At 68.8% G+C, this 17,743-nt stretch carries 16 protein-coding genes; 10 read left to right on the top strand and 6 right to left on the bottom strand.

Going from position 1 to position 17,743, the window contains the following annotated elements:
• Positions 1 to 99 precede the first annotated feature (99 nt).
• Positions 100 to 1,263 (top strand): low temperature requirement protein A, encoded by a 1,164-nt coding sequence (locus tag ACFYRU_RS05385; protein ID WP_387653202.1) that lies wholly within the window; start codon positions 100 to 102, stop codon positions 1,261 to 1,263.
• A 68-nt stretch (positions 1,264 to 1,331) separates the two neighbouring features.
• Here the strand turns inward: ACFYRU_RS05385 and murQ are convergent, their stop codons facing one another.
• From murQ to ACFYRU_RS05360, 5 genes are read right to left on the bottom strand one after another with little or no spacing between them, the layout of a single operon-like run.
• Positions 1,332 to 2,216: an N-acetylmuramic acid 6-phosphate etherase gene (gene murQ / locus ACFYRU_RS05380; protein WP_387653201.1), complete on the bottom strand. Its 885-nt coding sequence runs from the start codon at positions 2,214 to 2,216 to the stop codon at positions 1,332 to 1,334.
• A 59-nt stretch (positions 2,217 to 2,275) separates the two neighbouring features.
• The gene (locus tag ACFYRU_RS05375) at positions 2,276 to 3,163 is read right to left on the bottom strand and encodes a MurR/RpiR family transcriptional regulator (protein WP_387653199.1); all 888 of its coding nucleotides are present in this window, start codon (positions 3,161 to 3,163) and stop codon (positions 2,276 to 2,278) included.
• A gap of 36 nt (positions 3,164 to 3,199) precedes the next feature.
• Positions 3,200 to 4,876, bottom strand: a complete 1,677-nt coding sequence (locus ACFYRU_RS05370; RefSeq protein ID WP_387653197.1) for a serine hydrolase — start codon at positions 4,874 to 4,876, stop codon at positions 3,200 to 3,202.
• Positions 4,877 to 4,920: 44 nt separating this feature from the next.
• Positions 4,921 to 6,195, bottom strand: a complete 1,275-nt coding sequence (locus ACFYRU_RS05365; protein ID WP_387653195.1) for an exo-beta-N-acetylmuramidase NamZ domain-containing protein — start codon at positions 6,193 to 6,195, stop codon at positions 4,921 to 4,923.
• A gap of 10 nt (positions 6,196 to 6,205) precedes the next feature.
• Positions 6,206 to 8,794, bottom strand: a complete 2,589-nt coding sequence (locus ACFYRU_RS05360) for a glycoside hydrolase family 3 N-terminal domain-containing protein (protein ID WP_387653193.1) — start codon at positions 8,792 to 8,794, stop codon at positions 6,206 to 6,208.
• Positions 8,795 to 9,127: 333 nt separating this feature from the next.
• Between ACFYRU_RS05360 and ACFYRU_RS05355 the strand changes: the two genes are divergently transcribed.
• Positions 9,128 to 10,483, top strand: a complete 1,356-nt coding sequence (locus tag ACFYRU_RS05355) for a class I adenylate-forming enzyme family protein (RefSeq protein WP_387653191.1) — start codon at positions 9,128 to 9,130, stop codon at positions 10,481 to 10,483.
• Here ACFYRU_RS05355 and ACFYRU_RS05350 read toward each other — a convergent pair.
• Positions 10,414 to 11,028, bottom strand: coding sequence for a 4'-phosphopantetheinyl transferase family protein (locus ACFYRU_RS05350; RefSeq protein WP_387653189.1), 615 nt, complete (start codon positions 11,026 to 11,028; stop codon positions 10,414 to 10,416). The genes ACFYRU_RS05355 and ACFYRU_RS05350 overlap by 70 nt on opposite strands.
• A 17-nt stretch (positions 11,029 to 11,045) precedes the next feature.
• Here ACFYRU_RS05350 and ACFYRU_RS05345 point away from each other — a divergent pair, with 17 nt between their 5' ends.
• Genes ACFYRU_RS05345 through ACFYRU_RS05310 form a run of 8 tightly spaced genes read left to right on the top strand, consistent with a single transcriptional unit; the run spans position 11,046 to position 17,742 of the window.
• The gene (locus ACFYRU_RS05345; RefSeq protein WP_387653187.1) at positions 11,046 to 11,300 is read left to right on the top strand and encodes a phosphopantetheine-binding protein; all 255 of its coding nucleotides are present in this window, start codon (positions 11,046 to 11,048) and stop codon (positions 11,298 to 11,300) included.
• A complete protein-coding gene (locus ACFYRU_RS05340) occupies positions 11,300 to 11,536 on the top strand; it encodes an acyl carrier protein (RefSeq protein WP_387653185.1) in 237 nt (78 codons plus the stop codon). Before ACFYRU_RS05345 ends, ACFYRU_RS05340 begins: the two co-directional genes overlap by 1 nt.
• On the top strand, positions 11,529 to 12,509 hold the full coding sequence (locus ACFYRU_RS05335; protein ID WP_387653184.1) for a beta-ketoacyl synthase N-terminal-like domain-containing protein: 981 nt from the start codon (positions 11,529 to 11,531) through the stop codon (positions 12,507 to 12,509). Before ACFYRU_RS05340 ends, ACFYRU_RS05335 begins: the two co-directional genes overlap by 8 nt.
• Positions 12,506 to 12,937 carry a hypothetical protein gene (locus ACFYRU_RS05330; RefSeq protein ID WP_387653182.1) on the top strand — a complete coding sequence of 144 codons (432 nt, stop codon included), beginning with the start codon at positions 12,506 to 12,508 and terminating at the stop codon, positions 12,935 to 12,937. The genes ACFYRU_RS05335 and ACFYRU_RS05330 overlap by 4 nt, the downstream gene beginning before the upstream one ends.
• Positions 12,931 to 14,508: a class I adenylate-forming enzyme family protein gene (locus tag ACFYRU_RS05325; protein WP_387653181.1), complete on the top strand. Its 1,578-nt coding sequence runs from the start codon at positions 12,931 to 12,933 to the stop codon at positions 14,506 to 14,508. The genes ACFYRU_RS05330 and ACFYRU_RS05325 overlap by 7 nt, the downstream gene beginning before the upstream one ends.
• Positions 14,505 to 15,770 (top strand): beta-ketoacyl-[acyl-carrier-protein] synthase family protein, encoded by a 1,266-nt coding sequence (locus ACFYRU_RS05320; protein ID WP_387653179.1) that lies wholly within the window; start codon positions 14,505 to 14,507, stop codon positions 15,768 to 15,770. The genes ACFYRU_RS05325 and ACFYRU_RS05320 overlap by 4 nt, the downstream gene beginning before the upstream one ends.
• Positions 15,770 to 16,840 (top strand): 4-hydroxyphenylpyruvate dioxygenase, encoded by a 1,071-nt coding sequence (gene hppD / locus ACFYRU_RS05315; protein ID WP_387653177.1) that lies wholly within the window; start codon positions 15,770 to 15,772, stop codon positions 16,838 to 16,840. Before ACFYRU_RS05320 ends, hppD begins: the two co-directional genes overlap by 1 nt.
• Positions 16,837 to 17,742: a phytanoyl-CoA dioxygenase family protein gene (locus ACFYRU_RS05310; protein ID WP_387653175.1), complete on the top strand. Its 906-nt coding sequence runs from the start codon at positions 16,837 to 16,839 to the stop codon at positions 17,740 to 17,742. Before hppD ends, ACFYRU_RS05310 begins: the two co-directional genes overlap by 4 nt.
• The last annotated feature ends 1 nt before the right edge of the window (position 17,743 follow it).

The raw sequence follows: 17,743 nt of genomic DNA, 5'->3' as shown, positions 1-17,743 counted from the left end.
AGGGCCGCGCCTGTTCAGCAGGGCGCGGGCGGGCAGTAGGCGCATACGTCCTGTCGAGATTGCCCGATTCGCCTGGCTTCTGCGTCTAGTCTGTCGGCCATGGCAGCTCCTACGACGCGTTCCCGGTTGGTCCCGATGCGGCCGCGGGATCCGCATGAGCCTGGACGGGTTGCGTCGTCGCTGGAGTTGTTCTTCGACCTGGTGTTCGTGATCGCGGTCAGTGTCGCCGGCGCGCAGTTGCACCACGCGCTGTCCGAGAAGCATGTCGCCGACGGCGTGCTGTCGTACGTGATGGTGTTCTTCGCGATCTGGTGGGCGTGGATGAACTTCACCTGGTTCGCCACCTCGTTCGCCACCGACGACTGGCTGTACCGGCTGCTCACGATCGTGCAGATGAGCGGCGTCCTGGTGCTCGCCGCGGGGATCGAGAAGGTCTTCGCCGACCACGACTTCACCGTCGTCGTGATCGGGTACGTGGTGATGCGGGTGGCGATGATCGCCCAATGGCTGCGGGCGTCCCGTTCCGCGGGTGGGAACCGGCGGACGACGCAGTTCTACGCCGGCGGGATCGCGATCGTCCAGGTGCTCTGGCTGACCCTGCTGGTGATGCCCGGATCGGTGCAGCCGATCGCCTGGGTGTTGTTCGTGATCGCGGAACTCGCGGTACCGGTGGTTGCCGAGCAGCGTGGGATGACGCCGTGGCACCCGCACCACATCACCGAGCGGTACGGGCTGTTCACGCTGATCCTGCTGGGTGAGAGCCTGCTCGCCTCGGCGAACGCGATCATCGAGGCGGTGCACGACCACGAGTCGCTCGGCCCGCTGATCGCGCTCTCGGTCCTCACGCTGGTCGTCACGGCGGCGATGTGGTGGATCTACTTCTGGCCGCCGCACCACACCGCGATCACGTCCTTCGGGCGGTCGCTGAGGTACGGGTACGTGCACTACTTCGTGTTCGCCGCCGCGGGCGCGTTCTCGGCCGGGATCGAGGTGGAGATCGACACCATCACGCACCACACCGAGCTGAGCGAGGTCGCCGCGTCCTACACGGTGACGATCCCGATCGCGATCTTCGTCCTCGGCATCTGGTGGATCGCGCTGCGCGACAACGCGGACCGGGTCGTGAACGTCGTCGTACCGCTGGGCGCGGTCCTGGTGCTGCTGGATCCGCTGATCCCGATCCCGTTCGCGCTCACCGCGGTTTTCATGGCCGGCGTCGTCGCGACGCTGGTGCTCAGGCCGCCGGTTCGGCGCGCCGACTGAGCCCGCTGGCTGGTTGTTGCACCGATGGCGGGTTGCAGTGCGTCAGCCGGCAAACAACCCGCTAGCTGTCAGGCCAGCTCGGCGAGGGCGGTGGCTACGCGGCCGTGGGCTGCCTCGAGGGCGGAGCGGGCGGCGGGGATCGCCGTGCCGGTCAGGAGGTGGACCAGGGCGGGCTTGAGTTCGCCGTCGGCCGCGGCCAGGGCGTTCTCGCAGGCGGCCTCGTCGGCGCCGGTGGCCTCGGCGAGGATCCGGATCATCCGGCCGCGGAGCTTCTTGTTGGTGGCGACCAGGTCGACCATCAGGTTCGACCAGGTGCGGCCGAGCTTGATCATCAGCGTGGTGGAGAACGCGTTCAGGATCATCTTCTGCGCGGTTCCGGCCTTCAGCCGGGTCGAGCCGGCGATCACCTCGGGCCCGGTGTCCGCGGCCACCACGATGTCGGCCAGCGGCGCCAGCGGGGCGTCCGGGTTCGAGGTGACCAGTACGGTGGTCGCCCCGGCCGCGCGGGCCGCCTTCAGTGCACCGGCGACGTACGGCGTACTCCCGGAAGCAGCGAGGCCGACGACGAGGTCCTGACCGGTGACGGCAGCCGCGTCGGACGCGCCACCCGCCTCGGAGTCCTCGACGTTCTCGACCGCGCGGAGCAACGCCTGCATGCCGCCGGCGTGGTGGGCGACCACCAGACCGTCGGGGACGTGGAACGTCGGCAGCAGCTCGGCGGCGTCGAGAACCGCGAGGCGGCCCGACGTACCGGCGCCGAAGTAGTGCACGCGACCGCCGCCGCGCACCGCCTCGACGGCGGCGTCCACGGCCTTGGTCAGCTCCGGGATCACCGCGCCGACGGCCCCGGCGACCAGGGCGTCCTCGTTGTTCACCAGCTGGAGGATCTCGGACGTGCCCACCGCGTCGATGGCCAGCGTCCGGGGGTTGCGCTGCTCGGTCGGTGATGTCACGGGATCGATGTTAGTTTTCTACTGAAGATATTTCAATTCGGTTGAATCTTGACAGACGGCTACTCGGAGCCCTTCAACCGGTGACCGCGGACCGAGGAGGCAGTCTCCTCGAGCGCCTTCCGCGCGTCCGGCAGCACCTGCTGTGCGACTCCTATGAACAGGCAGTCGATCACGGTCAGTTGCGCGATCCGGCTGGACATCGCACCCGAGCGGTACGTGGTCTCGCGGGCGGCGGTGGTCAGGACCAGGTCGGCCGTCTTCGCCAGCGGCGAGCGCGGGAAGTTGGTCACCGCGACCGTGGTGGCGCCGTGCTTGGCCGCCTCCTCGAGCGCCTCGACGACCTCGACCGTCGTACCGGTGTGCGAGATGCCGATCGCGACGTCGCCGTCACCGAGCAGGGCCGCGCTGGGCAGCGCCACGTGGACGTCGTTCCAGGCGAAGGCGACCCGGCGGATCCGGTGCAGCTTCTGCTGCAGGTCCATCGCGACGAACGCGCTGGCGCCGAAACCGTACAGATCGACGCGCGGCGCCTTCACCACCGCGTCGACGACCTTGGCCAGCGTGTCCACGTCGACCTGCTGGGCGGTCTCGCGGACCGCCCGCTCGTCGGCGAACGCGACCTTGCCGACCACGTCCGCGAGCGAGTCACCGGGTTCGATGTCCCCGCCGACCTCCGGGCGGACGCTCTCCTGCGCCGACTGGGCCGCCAACTGCAGGCGGAGCTGCGGATAGCCGGGGACGCCGATCTGCTTGCAGAACCGGATGACCGTGGTCTCCGAGGTGGATGCCACCTCGGCCAGTTCGGAGATCGTCATCGCCGCCACTCCGCCCGGGTCCGCGAGGACCGCGTTCGCCACCCGCTGCTCGGCCGGCGCCAGCGCGGGCATCACCGCGCGGACCCGGACCAGCAGCGGCCCCGTGGGTTCTGGAGAGGTTGTTGAATTCATGACAGCCACGGTACGGCGCCCATGCACGAGATGGGGTCACCGACGCGAAAGTCTCCAACCTGTTGCGGTAAATGATTCAGGCGTTCGTTCACCATCGAGAAGTACACCGTCCCCGCTCGTGATCTTCACACCGTCGACGTACACCCCGCGGCCCTGGTACAGCGGGTCGCAGGTGTAGCGCCAGCGGATCGTCTGCTTGCCCGGATTCAGCTCCGCGGTGACCTGGTGCCAGTGCCGGTCGCCGGACCCGCTGATCGAGCCGTCGGTGTCGATCACCGACCCGCGGTCCCGGACGGTGAACGGCACCTTGGTCCATGTCGATCCGTCCGCGGACGTCTCCAGGTACAGCAGGTCGGAGTCCTCGGTGTCCACGAACAGGTCGAAGGCGAGCTTCGCGCCACCCGGCGGTACGTCGACCGTGGTGGCGAGCGTTGTCGTCGAGTTGTCGGTCGTACCGGAGAACCAGGCGTCCTTGCCGTGCCGCGGGCCGACGCCGAGCGCCAGCGCCAGCCCCTGCGCGACCGCGCGCCGGGCCGGGTTGTTGCTGCCCCAGTCGCGGCTCGGGTGCACGCGGTTGGTGAGCAGGATCGCGAACGAACGGGAGTCGAAGTCGATCACGACCGACGTGCCGGTGTAACCGGTGTGGCCGGCCGCGCGCGGTCCGGACAGGCCGCCCATGTACCAGCGCTGGTTGAGCTCGAAGCCGAGGCCGTGGTCGTTGCCGGGGAAGGCCTGGTTGAAGTTCGTGATCATCGCGGTGACCGAGGATTCCTTGAGGATCCGGGCGCCGCGGTAGCTGCCGCCGTTCAGGAACGTCTGCGCCAGTACTGCCAGGTCGTCCGCAGTACTGAAAACGCCTGCGTGGCCGGCGACGCCGCCGAGGGACCAGGCGTTCTCGTCGTGCACCTCGCCCCACACCATGCCGCGCGGCGGCGATGACTGGTACTCCGTCGCAGCGATCCTCGGCTTCTTGCGAGGGTCCGGGTTGTAGCCGGTGTCGCGCATCCGCAGCGGTTTGGTGATGCCATCGGCGACCAGCTTGTCGAGGGTCTTGCCGGTGACGCGGTGTGCCAGCTCGCCGAGTGCGATCAGGTTCAGGTCGCTGTACAGGTACTTGGTGCCGGGTGGGTCCTGGAGTTTGGCCGTGAGCGCCATGTGGAGTCGCGAGGCCGGGTCCGGTTGTGAGCTCCACAGCGGCAGCCAGGACGGAAAGCCGCTGGTGTGCGTGAGTGCTTGGCGGACGGTGACGCTGCCCTTGCCGTTTTCCGCGAATTCCGGAATGTACGTCGCGATCGGCGCGTCCAGGTCGACCTTGCCCTTCTCGACCAGCTGCAGCACCACGATCGACGTGAACAGCTTGGAGACCGACGCCAGGTCGAAGATCGTGTCGGTCCGCATCGGAAGCTGCTGGTCCGCGGGCAGCTCGGTGCCGGCGCCGTCGGCGTACTTCACGGCGAGACCGGTGGCGGTCCGGGTGACGATCTTCCCGTCGTGGCCGAGCAGCGTGACCGCTCCGGCGTACAACGGTTTCGCCGAGCCGACCGGCTTGGTCCAGGCGGCGACCTGGGCCAGCGCGGCGTCGATCGGTGCCGGGTCCAGGCCGGCCTTCGCCGGGGTCTCGTCGCGCAACAGCGTCGACTTCGGCGCGTAACCGTCGTACGGGCGGTCGAACCGGCCGGAGATGTTGCCGCCAGCAACTGCAGGGGTTGCCATCGTGAGTATCACCGCTGAGATCGTCGAAATTCCGGCCCACCGCGTCATCGGTGAGCTCCCTTGTACAGCAGGTACTTCGCCCGCCGGGACGTCCAGGCGTCCGTCTCGGACTTCCAGGCTGCCACGATCTCCTCGGCCGGCGCATCGGCCGAAAGCATGGTCCGGAATCGGTCGGACCCGGTCAGCAGATCGATCCACCGGCCGGGTGGGGTCTCCGCCCGCCAGCTGAAATCGGGGTAGAGCTTACGGGCCTCGACGATCATGTGCGTCGCCGCCGTGATCGCCTCCACCCGGTGCGGGTCGGTGATCTGGACCTGGACGCCGCCGCACAAGACGTTCGCATTCTTGCTGATCGAGGGCGTGAAGTACGCCTCGCGGAACGCGACGCCCGGGATGTTCTTCGTCTGCAGCGCCTGCGCCCACCGGTAGTCGACGTACGGCGCGCCGATCAGTTCGAACGGGCGAGTCGTACCGCGGCCCTCGGACAGGTTGGTCGCCTCGAACAGGCACAGGCCCGGGTACAGCAGGGCGGTGTCCGGGGTCGGCATGTTCGGGCTGGGCATCACCCAGGTCAGGCCGGTGTCGGCGTACAGCTGGTCGCGTTTCCAGTTCTTCGCCTCGATGACGGTGAGCTGCTTGAGGCGGCCGCCGTTCGGCTCGAGCGGGAGGTATTCGGCGTCGAACATCCGGGCCAGCTCGCCGACCGTCATACCGTGCTGCTGGAGGATCTCCTTCTTGCCGACGCCGGAGGTGTACCCGGGCTTCAGCATCGGGCCGCGCGCGTACCCGCCGACCGGGTTCGGGCGGTCGAGAACGACGAACCGCGCGCCGGTGCGGACCGCGGCCAGCATCGCCTCGAACATCGTCCAGATGTAGGTGTAGAACCGCGCGCCGACGTCCTGGATGTCGAAGACAACGGTTTCGACGCCGGACTTCGCGTACAGGCCGGCCAGCTTGTCGGCGTTCGCGCCGTACGCGTCGTACACCATGATCCCGGTCCGCGGATCGACGTGGTCGCCCTCGGAACCGCCGGCCTGCGCAGTGCCGCGGAACCCGTGTTCCGGACCGAATACCGCGACCACGTCGACCGCGGCGGACGCGTGCATGGTGTCGACGACGTGCTGCAGGTCGGGCAGGATCCCGGTCGGGTTGCTGATCACGCCGACCTTCTGCCCGGCCAGCGCCCGCCAGCCGTCGCGGGCGAGTACCTCGGCGCCGGTCAGCACCTTGCGGTTCGGGACGGCGTCCGCGGCCGGTACGTCGATCAACGGCGCGGCGGCCAGCGCACCCGCACCGGCGAGAAGGTTGCGTCGCTTCATGTCGGTCTCCTCAGGAACGGAACGAGAGGTCGGCGATCATCGGCCTGTGGTCGCTGGCAGCCTCCGCGAGCGGAACCTCCGCAGGTACTTCGGCTCGTCGGGCGGTCAGCCCCGCACCGACGGTCACGAAGTCGATCCGCTTGTTCGCTGCCACCGCCGGGTAGGTGTTCGGCCCGCCGGTCGTCTGCGCGGCGGCGGTCCACGAATCAGTCAACCGGGTCCACAACCCACCGAGCTCGGGGGCTCGAGCCTCAGCGTTGAAGTCACCAACCAGGATCTGCAGGTCTGTTGAAGGGTCTTGGGCAAGTATCTGCACAGTGTCTGCTACCTGCATTCGCCGCACGGTCGGGTCGCCGCGATAATCCAGATGCGTGCAGTACACATGCACCCGCCGCCCCCGCACCTCGATCTCCACCTCGAGAAAGCCGGGCGCCGGTGCCGGCACCGGGTTCGGATCCTGCGTGGACAGTCGTGTGATCGGGTGGTTCTGCACCTGCAGCAGGGGGAAGCGGGAGAGCAGGCCGACGCCGTACTGCCGCCGGGGCTGATCGGCGGCAGGTGGATCGAAGTCGTAGATCGGGGCGAACGCGGGATACATGCCCAGCCGGGTGGCCAGTTCCGTGATCGTGTCCAGCCAGTCGCTGCGCTTGTCCCAGTGGACGTCGACCTCCTGCAACCCGATCACGTCCGCGTCCAGCGCCTTCAACGCCCGCGCGGTCCGGTCGAGGTCGAAAACGTTGTCCTCACCGGCGCCGGCATGAATGTTGTACGAGGCAACTGTCAGCCGGGTGTCCCGCGGGTCGAAGGTCAGCCCGTGCCCGAACGGGAACAGGATCTGTGTGGTGTCCGGATGCGCCGGGATCTCGACCGGCAGTTTTCCGGCCGGGGCGATCTCGCCGTACAGCACCTTGGCCAGCGCTTCCATCGACACCACGGTGCTGCCGTAGGTGACCAGCGCGGTCGGCGGGGAGTCGAAGTACGCGACGTCGTACGGGTCCCGTACCGGTACGACGATCACCGGGCTGCCGGTGCCGAGCAGGCCGTTGACGAGTTTCTGTTGTTTGGCCAGCTTGTCCGTGACCTCGGTGTCCCACGCTTTGTTGGTCAGCACAACGGTCAGGTCGGCCGCTCTCGCGGCGGCCAGTGCGTCGGTGATCTTCGCGTCGGTCGGCGTCGTACCGGTGTCCTTCACGACCGTGGTCGCGCCGCGCTTCTGCAGAGCGACCGCCAGCGCCGCGGGACCGTACCCGGTGACGAGTACTTTCCGTGGTGCGGGAGAGAGCGGCAGCAGGTCGGCGTCGTTGCGGAGCAGCGTCGTACTGCGGTCCGCGATGCGCTGTGCCTCGGCGGCACCGGCCGGCGTACCGACGAGCTGCAGGACCCGGGACACGTCGACGTACGGGCGCTCGACGAGCCCGGTGTCGTACTTCAGTCTCAGAACACGTTGCACGCTTTCGTCGATCCGCGCCTCGCTGATCCGGCCGCCGCGGACCGCGTTCAGCACCGAGTTGTACGCCAGGCCGGGATCGACCGGCATCAGCAACTGGTCGACGCCCGCCTCGATCGCGCGCAACGGGATCTCCGCGTCGCCGTACTTGTCCCGGACGCCCTTCATGCCGAGCGAGTCGGTGATCACCACACCGTCGAAGCGGAGCTGCCGCCGCAGGATCCCGGTCAGGATCGGCCGGCTCAGCGTCGCCGGATCGCCGGACGGGTCGAGCGCCGGGACCACGATGTGCGCGGTCATGATCGACCGGATGCCGGCCCGGATCGCGGCCTGGAACGGCGGCAGGTCGATCCGGGTCCACTCGTCGCGGGTGTGGCCGATGACCGGGATGCCGGTGTGGCTGTCGGTCGCGGTGTCGCCGTGGCCGGGGAAGTGCTTCGCGGTCGAGACGATCCGGCCGTCGCGCTGGTACCCCTTGACCTGCGCGGCGACCAGCTGCGCGACCAGCGCCGGGTCGGACGACACCGACCGGACGCCGATCACCGGGTTCAGCGGGTTCACGTTCACGTCCGCGTCGGGCGCGAAGTCGGTGGTGATGCCGAGCGCCTTCAGTTCCCGGCCCGCGATCGCGCCGGCCGATCGGGCGAACGCGGCCGACCGGGTCGCGCCGAGTGCCATCCCGCCGGGGAACTGGGTGGCCGGCGGTCCGACCCGGACCACCGAGCCGTACTCCTGGTCGGTGCCGATCTGCAGCGGGATCCCGGCGTCCGCGAGTGCCGCGGCCTGCAGACCGTTGGAGAGTCCCGCGATCTGCTCGGGGTCGCGGACCGAGTCGGTCCAGGTGAAGTAGATGACGCCGCCGAGGTGGTACTTCGCGACCACCTCGGCCGGTGTCGCGACGCCGTACAGGCTGGTGTTGCGGGCGTCGGCGGTCGCGGCCGTCGGGCCGTACGCGTAGCAGACGAACAGCTGGCCGACCTTCTGCTCCAGCGTCATCCGGCGGAGCGTGTCGTGGACCCAGCGGTCCGGGTGGGCGGGTGTGCCGCTCGTCGTCGCAGCGGCAGTCGCAGTGGCTGTGGTGGTAGCGGCGACCGTCGATCCGGCGACGGCGGCCGCCGCGAGTCCGAGGGTCTGGCGTCGGGTCAGTTCCATCGGTGTCACCAACTCGGTCCGGGCGGGCAGGGGCGAACGCCAAGGTAATTGAATTACTGATACTCGATCGCGACGCGAAAGTTACCCACGCGCGCACGGTGGGTCAAGTGCCGGTGACGGACCGCCCTCTGCCGGGTCTGTGTGAGCGGTCGGATTTCTAACCGGGAATCGCTGTATTCCCGGTGTGGATTTCGTTCCTTCGGTGGGTCCGATCGAGGGATTGTTTCTGCTGTGTCAGCAAGCCTTGGTGTCGTATCGTCGCGTCATCGCCAGGCCTTGGTGGGGGTGCTGGTCTTCGAATCCTTTGTGTGCAAGGAAAACTTTGGAGCTCGGATGACCTGGGTCGACGACGTGCTGCTGGCCGGTCCGGACGACGAGGTATGTTTCCGGTTTCCGGAAACGGTCGATCGCCGGAAACTACGGCAATTGGTGCAGGACCGGCAAACCGAATTGGTGCAGGCCGGATTCCGGCCGGGCGGTGCGGTCGCGCTGCGGCTGCCGCCGTCGATGGCGTACGTGACCCACCTGCTCGCGATCTGGCGGGGCGGCGGGCAGGCGATCCTGCTCGACCACCGGCTCACCGACTACGAGGTACGGCGGGCGGTCGAACGGCTGGTGCCGCAGGTCGTGGTGTCGCCGGAGCATCCGGTCGCCGCCGGCCTGCGGACGTTCGTCGACGTCGAGACGAGCCTGGCGAGCTACTCGGGTCATCCGGCCGGCACCGGGCATGCCGTCGTCCAGCTGAGCTCCGGGTCGACCGGGCCGTCGAAGGTGATCGGGCGGACCGCGGACGACCTGGTGGCAGAGGTACTGCGGTACACGCAGATCGACGGCGTACCGCATCGGGGCGAGCGGATCATCCTGCTGCCGTCGATGGTGCACGTACTCGGGCTGGTCGGCGGCCTGCTGTACGGGCTGCACGCCGGCGTGCAGCTGGTGCCGCCGGCGCGGTTGACCGGGGATGCGATCGTGCACGCGATCGGGGCGGCGACGACCCCGGCGACAGTACTCGGGGTGCCGTTCCACATCGGGCTGCTCGCGTCTGTGCAGGACCCGCCGTGGTTGCCGCAGTTCAAACGCATGACGACCGGTGGCGAGCTGGTGCAGGCGGCCGTTTCCGGGGCGTTCGAGGAGAAGTACGGCGTACCGCTCGGGAACATGTACGGGATGACCGAGGTCGGCGTGATCGGCACCGACCTGTACGGCGAACACCGCCCGGCGATCCGGCCCGCGCCCGGGATCGAGGTGCGCGCGGTCGACGGCGAACTCCACATCCGCCGGCCCGAGTCGCCGTACCTCGGCCTGTCCGACCCGACCCGCTGGGCCGACGGCTGGCTGCACACCCGCGACGCCGGGATCGTCGATCCCACGACCGGCCTGGTCAGTATCAAGGGCCGGCTGGACTCACAGGTCTCCGTCGGTGGGCTGAAGGTCGACCTGACCGAGGTCGAGTCGACGCTGGGCTCGCTGCGCGGGGTCGAGGCGGCGGTGGTCGCGTTCGACGGAGCGATCACGGCGTACGTCCAGCTCGCCGAACCCCGTACGACAGCCGAACTGGAACGGGACCTGGCCGAGAAACTCGCGCCCTACAAGCGCCCCCGCATCCTGCACCTGCTGAATCAGTTGCCCCGGACAACCACCGGGAAACTCGTCCGCGACCTCTCTGCCCTCCGCAAAGCAGCCTCCTGATGCACCACCACTTCGCCGATCCCCGCCCCGGCCGCCACCGCCAGCACGACCCCGTCAACCGGGACCCACAGGACAGCCAGTCCCGCCACCGGCTGGGCGAGCAAGACGTTTTCCTTGCTCACCCCACGACCCAGAGGCATCTGGCGGCGGAGACCTCCCTTGCGCAGACCGAGACCGAGTGCCTTTCCGACGGCTTCCTTTGCCGTCCACAGGGTGAGGAAGGCGTGCAGCTGGTCGGGTTGGCGGCGCAGCCACTCCAGTTCTGGTGGGGAGTACCAACGGTTGGCGAGCGGTGCGAAGGCCCGCGGATGGAGCTCCTCGAGGTCGATGCCGAGCGGGCCCTCGAGCGCCGCGGCGACGGCCACCAGATGGTGGGTGTGGGTGACGGACACAGCAAGACCAGGCACCAGCGGACGTCCGGTGTCGTCGTGAGCGAGCGTCGGCGCGTCCACCAGCGTGCCCGCGAGCTCGAGCAGCAGTGCATGGGCCGCGGCACGAGGATCCGGGCCGGCGGCCGCCACGCAGAGGTGTACGGAAACTCCCACGGAAAGAAGGTACCCGGATGAAGGACGAGGTCCGCGCGTTCGTGATCGCGCAGCTGCAGGACATGAACTACGACACCGACGGCATCGACGACGACACCACGCTCGGCCCGGCCGGCGTGGACCTGGAGTCGCTCGCGCTGGCGGACCTGTCGGTCCGGGTCGAGGACCGGTTCGGGGTGCGGTTCTCCGACGACGAGTCCGAGCAGCTCGCGCTGATGACGGTCGGCGAGTTCACCGCCGAGGTGGCCGGCCGGGTCGCACAGCAGGTCTGATGAACCCCAGCCCTCCGCCCCCACTCCCGCCCGGGCGGGACGAGATCGTCGGCTGGCTGGCCGGTCTCGGTGAACGCCCGCCCGGCGCCGACCGGCTCGACTCGATGGAACTGGCCTGGCTGGTCCATCAGGTCGAGCAGGTGTACGGCGTCGAGCTCACCGACGAGCACCTCGAGCGGATGACCACGATCGACGACGCGGTCGTGGTCCTCGCGAAGGCCCTGAACCATGCCTGACCGACAGGTCGCGGTCACCGGTCTCTCGATCATGACCGCCCTGGGCCGCGGCCCCGAGGCGCAGTTGTCCGGTACGCCGGCGTTCTCCGAGGTCACGCGCTTCGACACCACCCACCACCGGACACACCACGCCGCGACGGCCACCGACACCGGCACGCTGGAAGAAGAACTGGACCACGCGATCGCGACCGCCTGCGCGGCCGCGGGCGTCGACCGTCGTACGACACCACTCCTGCTGGCCGTGCATTCACCCCAGGAACACGATTTCGGACAACGCCGCACCTACACGTCCGCCTGCGTTTCCGCGAGTACGGCGCTCGCCGACGCGGCTACCCTCATCCGGCTGGGCCGGGCGGACCGGGTCGTGGTCGCAGCGGCGTACCTCGTCGAGCCGTACCAGTACGCACTCTTCGACGCCGGCCGAGCCCTGTCCACGGACGGCGCCGTACATCCGTTCTCCCGCGACCGCCACGGAACCCTGCTCGGCGACGGTGTGGCAGCCGTCGTCCTCGAGACAGGTGAAGGCATCGCCGAGCTGGTCGGCTGGGCCCGCGGCGGCGACGCCTACCACCCGGTGCAGCCGGCGCCTGATGGTCGCGGTCTCACCGCCACGATCGACGCCGCCCTCGTCAAGGCCGGGCTGGCCGCGTCGGACCTGACCTACGTCAACGCGAACGCCACCGGTACGGCGTTCTCCGACGCCGCGGAGGCCGCCGCACTTTCGGCCTTCGAGGGAATCAGTTCGACGAAAGGGCTGCACGGGCACGCGCTGGAGGCGTCCGGGCTGGTCGAGTTCGTGGTGACTGTCCAGGCGCTGCGAGAAGGAAAGCTGCCGGTGAACGCAGGTTGCCTCGAGAACGCGTACGACCTGGACCTGATCCTCGGAGCGCCGCGACCGGCCACGTCGCCGTACGGGCTGTCGCTGAACTCCGCGTTCGGTGGCGCGAACACGGCGCTGGTGGTGCGGGTATGAAGGTGCTCGCGGAAGGAATGTGGACCGGGGAACCGCCCGCGGTGGCCGGCTTCGTGGTGTCACGGTTCAACCCACTCGCGATCGCGGCCGCCGAGCGCTGCCTGGCTCAGGTGGAAGTCCCGGAACGCACCGGAATCGTGATCGTCAGCCAGGGCGACACCGTCAGCGCCGTGCACGTCCGCGAGGTAGTTGCCAGCGGCAAGCGGCTCGGACCGCTGCTGTTCTTTCAATCGGTGCCGAACAGTGTCGCGGGCTGGATCGCCGCGAAGTGGAACCTCTGCGGCCCGGTCGTCTGCGTCACCGACGACGGGTACGGCGAAGCCGAGTTGCTGATCGCGGACGGGGACGCGGATCAGGTGCTGATCGTGCAGGTGTCCGCGGACCAGGCGTCCGCGCAGATCGTGAGTGGGGGAGAACCGACATGTTGAGCCTGCGAGCCCGTCTCGCCGCGGATCCGGAGATCGGCACCGGAAACGTCCTCGCCCGGGTGCTTGCCCACGGCGCCGACCCGAACGGTCCCGGTTTCACCTTCGACACCGCGGTCGACCACTACCCGGCCGAACACCCGCTGACGCTGGGCGAACTCGACGACCGCGTGCAGGCGCGGACGGCGTGGTTGTTCGAGCACGGGATCGGCCGTCGCGACGTGGTGGCGATCTGGGCCACCGAGGCCCAGGACATCGTGCTCACGTTCCTGGCCGCGGCCCGCATCGGCGCGATCCCTGCGCTGCTGAACGGGAAGATGGCGCCCGCGATCGCCGACGAGTACATCCGCCGCCTGCGCGTAACCGCCGTACTGGCCGACGCGGCGCACAAGTCGTTGCTGCAGCACGACGTACTAGCGGAACCACGGGAGCTCGGCACCGGCGATCCCACGAAGGCGCCCGAGCACTACCGGCAGCACGCCGACGATCCGGTCGTGATCACCCACACCAGCGGCACCACCGGCGTACCGAAGGCGGTGCTGCACACCCACACCACGTTGTACGCGGCGCTCAAACACCTGCTCACGATGCCGCAGGCGCAGGGCACGGACAGGATCCTGAACGCGCTCCCGATTCCGCACACCGCGACCGTGCTGATGGTCAACCAGGCGCTCGGGAACCGTGCCGAGATGCTGCTCGTCTCCAGCCAGGACGCCCCGACCGTGCTGCATCACATCGAGCGGTGGAAACCGCGTGCTGTCTACGGGTTCGCAGTCACCTGGGCCGGGCTGGCGCGGGAGGACCTGAGCCGGCACGACCTCGACTCGGTGCGGATGTGGTTCAACACCGGCGACTGTGCGCACGAGCCGCACATCCGCAAACTGGTTGCCGTCGGCACCCGGGAGACCGTCACCCGGAACGGCCGGACAACGGTTGCGGGAAGTCACTTCATCGACGGGCTCGGGTCGAGCGAGATGGGGCACAACGGGTTCCACGTCACGCACACGGTGGACAGCTCGCACTACGGGCGCTGCATCGGCAAGCCGTACCAGTTCGCCGAGGCGGCCGTACTCGACGCGACCGGCGCGGAGCTCCCGCCCGGGACGCCCGGAATGCTCGGGTTCCGTTCGCCGACGGTGTCGCCGGGCTACTGGAACGACTCGGTCACGACGTACCGCTTCCGGCTGAACGGATGGTTCCTGACCGGAGACCTCGTGTACCGCGACGAGACCGGGCTCTACTTCCACCTCGACCGGGTCCCCGACGCGGTCGCCGGGTACGACGGCCCGCAACTGTTCACGTCGATGTCCGAGGAGCGCATCCTCGCCGCGCTGCCGGACGTCGACGACTGCACGGTGGTCATCACGCCGGACGGCGACCGGTACGTCGCCGACGTACTGCTCGAGCTTCCGGCCGGCGCCGAGGACCGCGACCGGACCGCGGACGTCCGCGCGGCCGTCGGTGACGAGGTCGCCGCGATCCTCCGCAATGTCACCGTGGTCGGCACGGGCGAGGTGCCGACCACGGTGACCGGCAAGGTCCGCAAGGTCGCCCTCCGGGAGGCCCGCGCATGAGCGCCAGCATCACCGGGATGGGCATGCTCACTCCGGTCGGAAGCGGTCCGCGAGAGGTGTACGACGCCTTGCTGCACGGGCGATCCGGCATTGTGAAGCCGCCCGCGGAGCACCCGATCGCCGGTTCGATCGAACTCGCCGGCATCCTGCCGCCGTTCGACGCCGGCGACCTGACCAAAGGCCCGGACGGCAAGGTGATGGACAGGACCGTCGTCCTCGCCCAACTCGTCGCCGCGCAGGCGTTGTCCGACGCCGGCCTGGTCGTCGGCGACAACGTGGCCCCGGAGCGCATCGGCGTCATCATCGGTGGCGTCGGCGGCATGGCGACCCTCGAACAACAGGTCCTGGCCCGCGCCGAACGCGGCCGCGCCGCCGTCAGCCCGTACCTCCTCACCGGCATCCTCCCCAACATGCCGGCCGCCCGCGTGGCAATCCGTTATGGCATCCGTGGGTATACGTCAGCAGTTGGTACGGCCTGTGCGTCCGGAGCTCAGGCGATAGCGGATGCCGTACGAATCATCCGCTCGGGCGAGGCCGACGTGGTGCTTTGCGGTGCGAGTGAAGCGCCTTTGTTTCCTACGTTTTCGGAAACGTTCGGGAATGCGCGGGCGTTGGCGCGGGGGTGGGATGAGCCTTCGCAGGCGAGTCGACCGTTCGACGTGCGGCGAAACGGATTTGTTTTGAGTGAAGGTGCCGCTCTCCTAGTACTGGAGAGGACAGAGCATGCGGTGGCCAGAGGGGTCGCCGGGTATGCGGATGTTGCGGGGTACGGGGTGAATTCCGACGCGCATCATCCGACTGCTCCGCGGCCCGATGGTGAGGGCGCTGCGGCTTGTATGCGGCTGGCGATGGCGAGCGGTGGTGTGCGGCCGGAACAGGTCGGTTATGTGAACGCGCACGGCACCAGTACGAAGCTCGGGGACGTTGCCGAGTCGGTGGCGATCGGGCTCGCGTTCGGGGCGCACCAGCCGGCGGTCAGTTCGACGAAGGCGCTGACCGGTCACATGCTCGGCACCTCCGGCGTCGTCGAGGCCGCGGCTGCCGCGGGCGCGATCGCGACGGGGCTGCTGCCGCCGACGTATCACCTGGACGAACCGGATCCGGCCTGCCCGCTGGACCACGTCCGCAAGGAACCCCGCGAGGCCCGGCTCGAGTACGCACTCTCGAACTCGTTCGGCTTCGGCGGTCAGAACGTCAGCCTGCTCCTCGGCGCCGCCAGTACGCCGGAGACGCGGGTCATCAACAGTGAGGGGAACCAGTGATGGAGATCTACGGGATCGACCACGTCGAGTTGTACGTGGGCGACGCTCGGCAGGCGGCGTTCTATCTCGGGCATGCGTTCGGTCTGCAGATCCACGGCCACGGCGGACCCGAGACCGGGTTGCGGGACCAACGGTCGCTGCTGCTGCGTGAGGACGCGGTGCAGATCGTGCTCACGACCGGACTGGTCGCGGACCACCCGGCGGCCGAGTACGTGCGGCGGCATGGGGACGGGGTGGCCGTGGTTGGGCTTGAGGTCGACGACGCGGCGGGGGCGTACAGCGAACTGCTGGCGCGGGGTGCCGCGTCGGTGTCGACGCCGGTGATCCACACCGACCAGGAGACGACCGTGGTGATCGCCGAGGTTGCGGGGTTCGGCGACGTGATCCACCGGTTGGTCGAGCGGCGCGGACCGCGGCACGAGTTCCTGCCGGGCGCGATCGCCGTCACCGAGCCGGCCGGTGGTCCGGACGAGAAGCTGTTCAGCGAGATCGACCACCTGGCGATCTGCGTACCGTCCGGACAGCTCGAACCGACCGCGGAGTTCTACGAGAACGTGTTCGGGTTCCAGGCGATCTTCCAGGAAACGATCGAGGTGGCCGGCCAGGGGATGGAGTCGACGGTCGTCCAGAGCCCGTCCAAACACGTGACGTTCACGCTGATCGAGCCGGACCCGAACCGGCGGCCCGGACAGATCAACGACTTCCTCACCTGGCACGCGGGCGCCGGCGTGCAGCACATCGCGTTGCGCACCGGCGACATCGTCGAGGCCGTGGGTACGCTGGCCGGCCGCGGCGTCAACTTCCTCGGTACGCCGTCGACGTACTACCAGGCGCTCACCGGCCGCGTCGGCGAGGTCGACACCCCGATCGCGGACCTGGAGAAGCTCGGCATCCTGGTCGACCGCGACCACTGGGGCCAGCTGTTGCAGATCTTCACCGAGTCGATGCACGTCCGCCGGACGCTGTTCCTGGAGATCATCGAGCGCCGCGGCGCGATGACGTTCGGCAGCGGAAACATCAAGGCCCTGTACGAAGCCAAGGAGCGCGAGCTGGCGGGAGTGGACGCATGAGTCTGGAGTTCAGGCTGTCCGAGGCGGAGCTCGAGCTGCTGCCGACCGACGAGGACGTTGCCTTCTACAACGAACACGGCTGGTACCTGTCCAAGAAGCTGCTCACCGACGACGAGGTCGACGAGCTCGTGAACGCCAGCGAACGGTATTACGAGGGCGAGCGCGACCGTTCGCTGCCCGCCGCACCGCCGAAGCTGGCGTACTGGGACCCGTCGAAGGGCGACGTCCAGCGGCACAACGACTACGTGCACTACGAGCACGACGGGCTGGCGAAGATCCTCCGCAAGCCGGTGATCGGCGCGGTCGCGGCCCGGCTCGCGCAGGTCGAGGAGATCCGGATCTTCCAGTCGACGCTGATCTACAAGCCGCCGATCTCCGGCGAGCCGTCGAACGTCGTGCCCTGGCACTTCGACAAGCACTACTGGTCCTCCTCGTCGTCGGACCGGATGCTGACCGCGTTCATCCCGTTCCACGACTGCCCGCCGGAGATGGGCACGATCACCATGGTCGACGGCAGCCACGCGTGGAAGGAAATCGGTTCCGACGACACCGTGGTGCGGCACTTCGCCGAGCGCGACCGCTCGCAGCTCGACCAGATGCTCGCGGAGAACGCCGCCTACAACGGCGCCGAGGTGACCAAGCTGCCGATCACGATCCCGCGCGGACACATGAACTTCCATCACTGCCGCACCTACCACGGGAGCGGCGCCAACGTTTCGGATCGCCCACGCCGGGCAGTCTCATTGCACCTGCAGGACGGCGGAAACCAGTTCCGGGAGTTTCCGCTGTCCGACGGGTCCTTCGCCGCCTACAACCACGACGTGCTGGTACGGCGGACTGCGGACGGTCGACCCGACTACAGCGACCCCGACTACTGCCCGACGCTCTGGGCCGACCGTTAGG

The organism is Kribbella sp. NPDC004536, assembly GCF_042873835.1.
Taxonomy (GTDB): Bacteria; Actinomycetota; Actinomycetes; order Propionibacteriales; family Kribbellaceae; genus Kribbella.
Note: the sequence above shows the minus strand (reverse complement) of the source record. Positions and strands in the feature narration are given on the sequence as shown.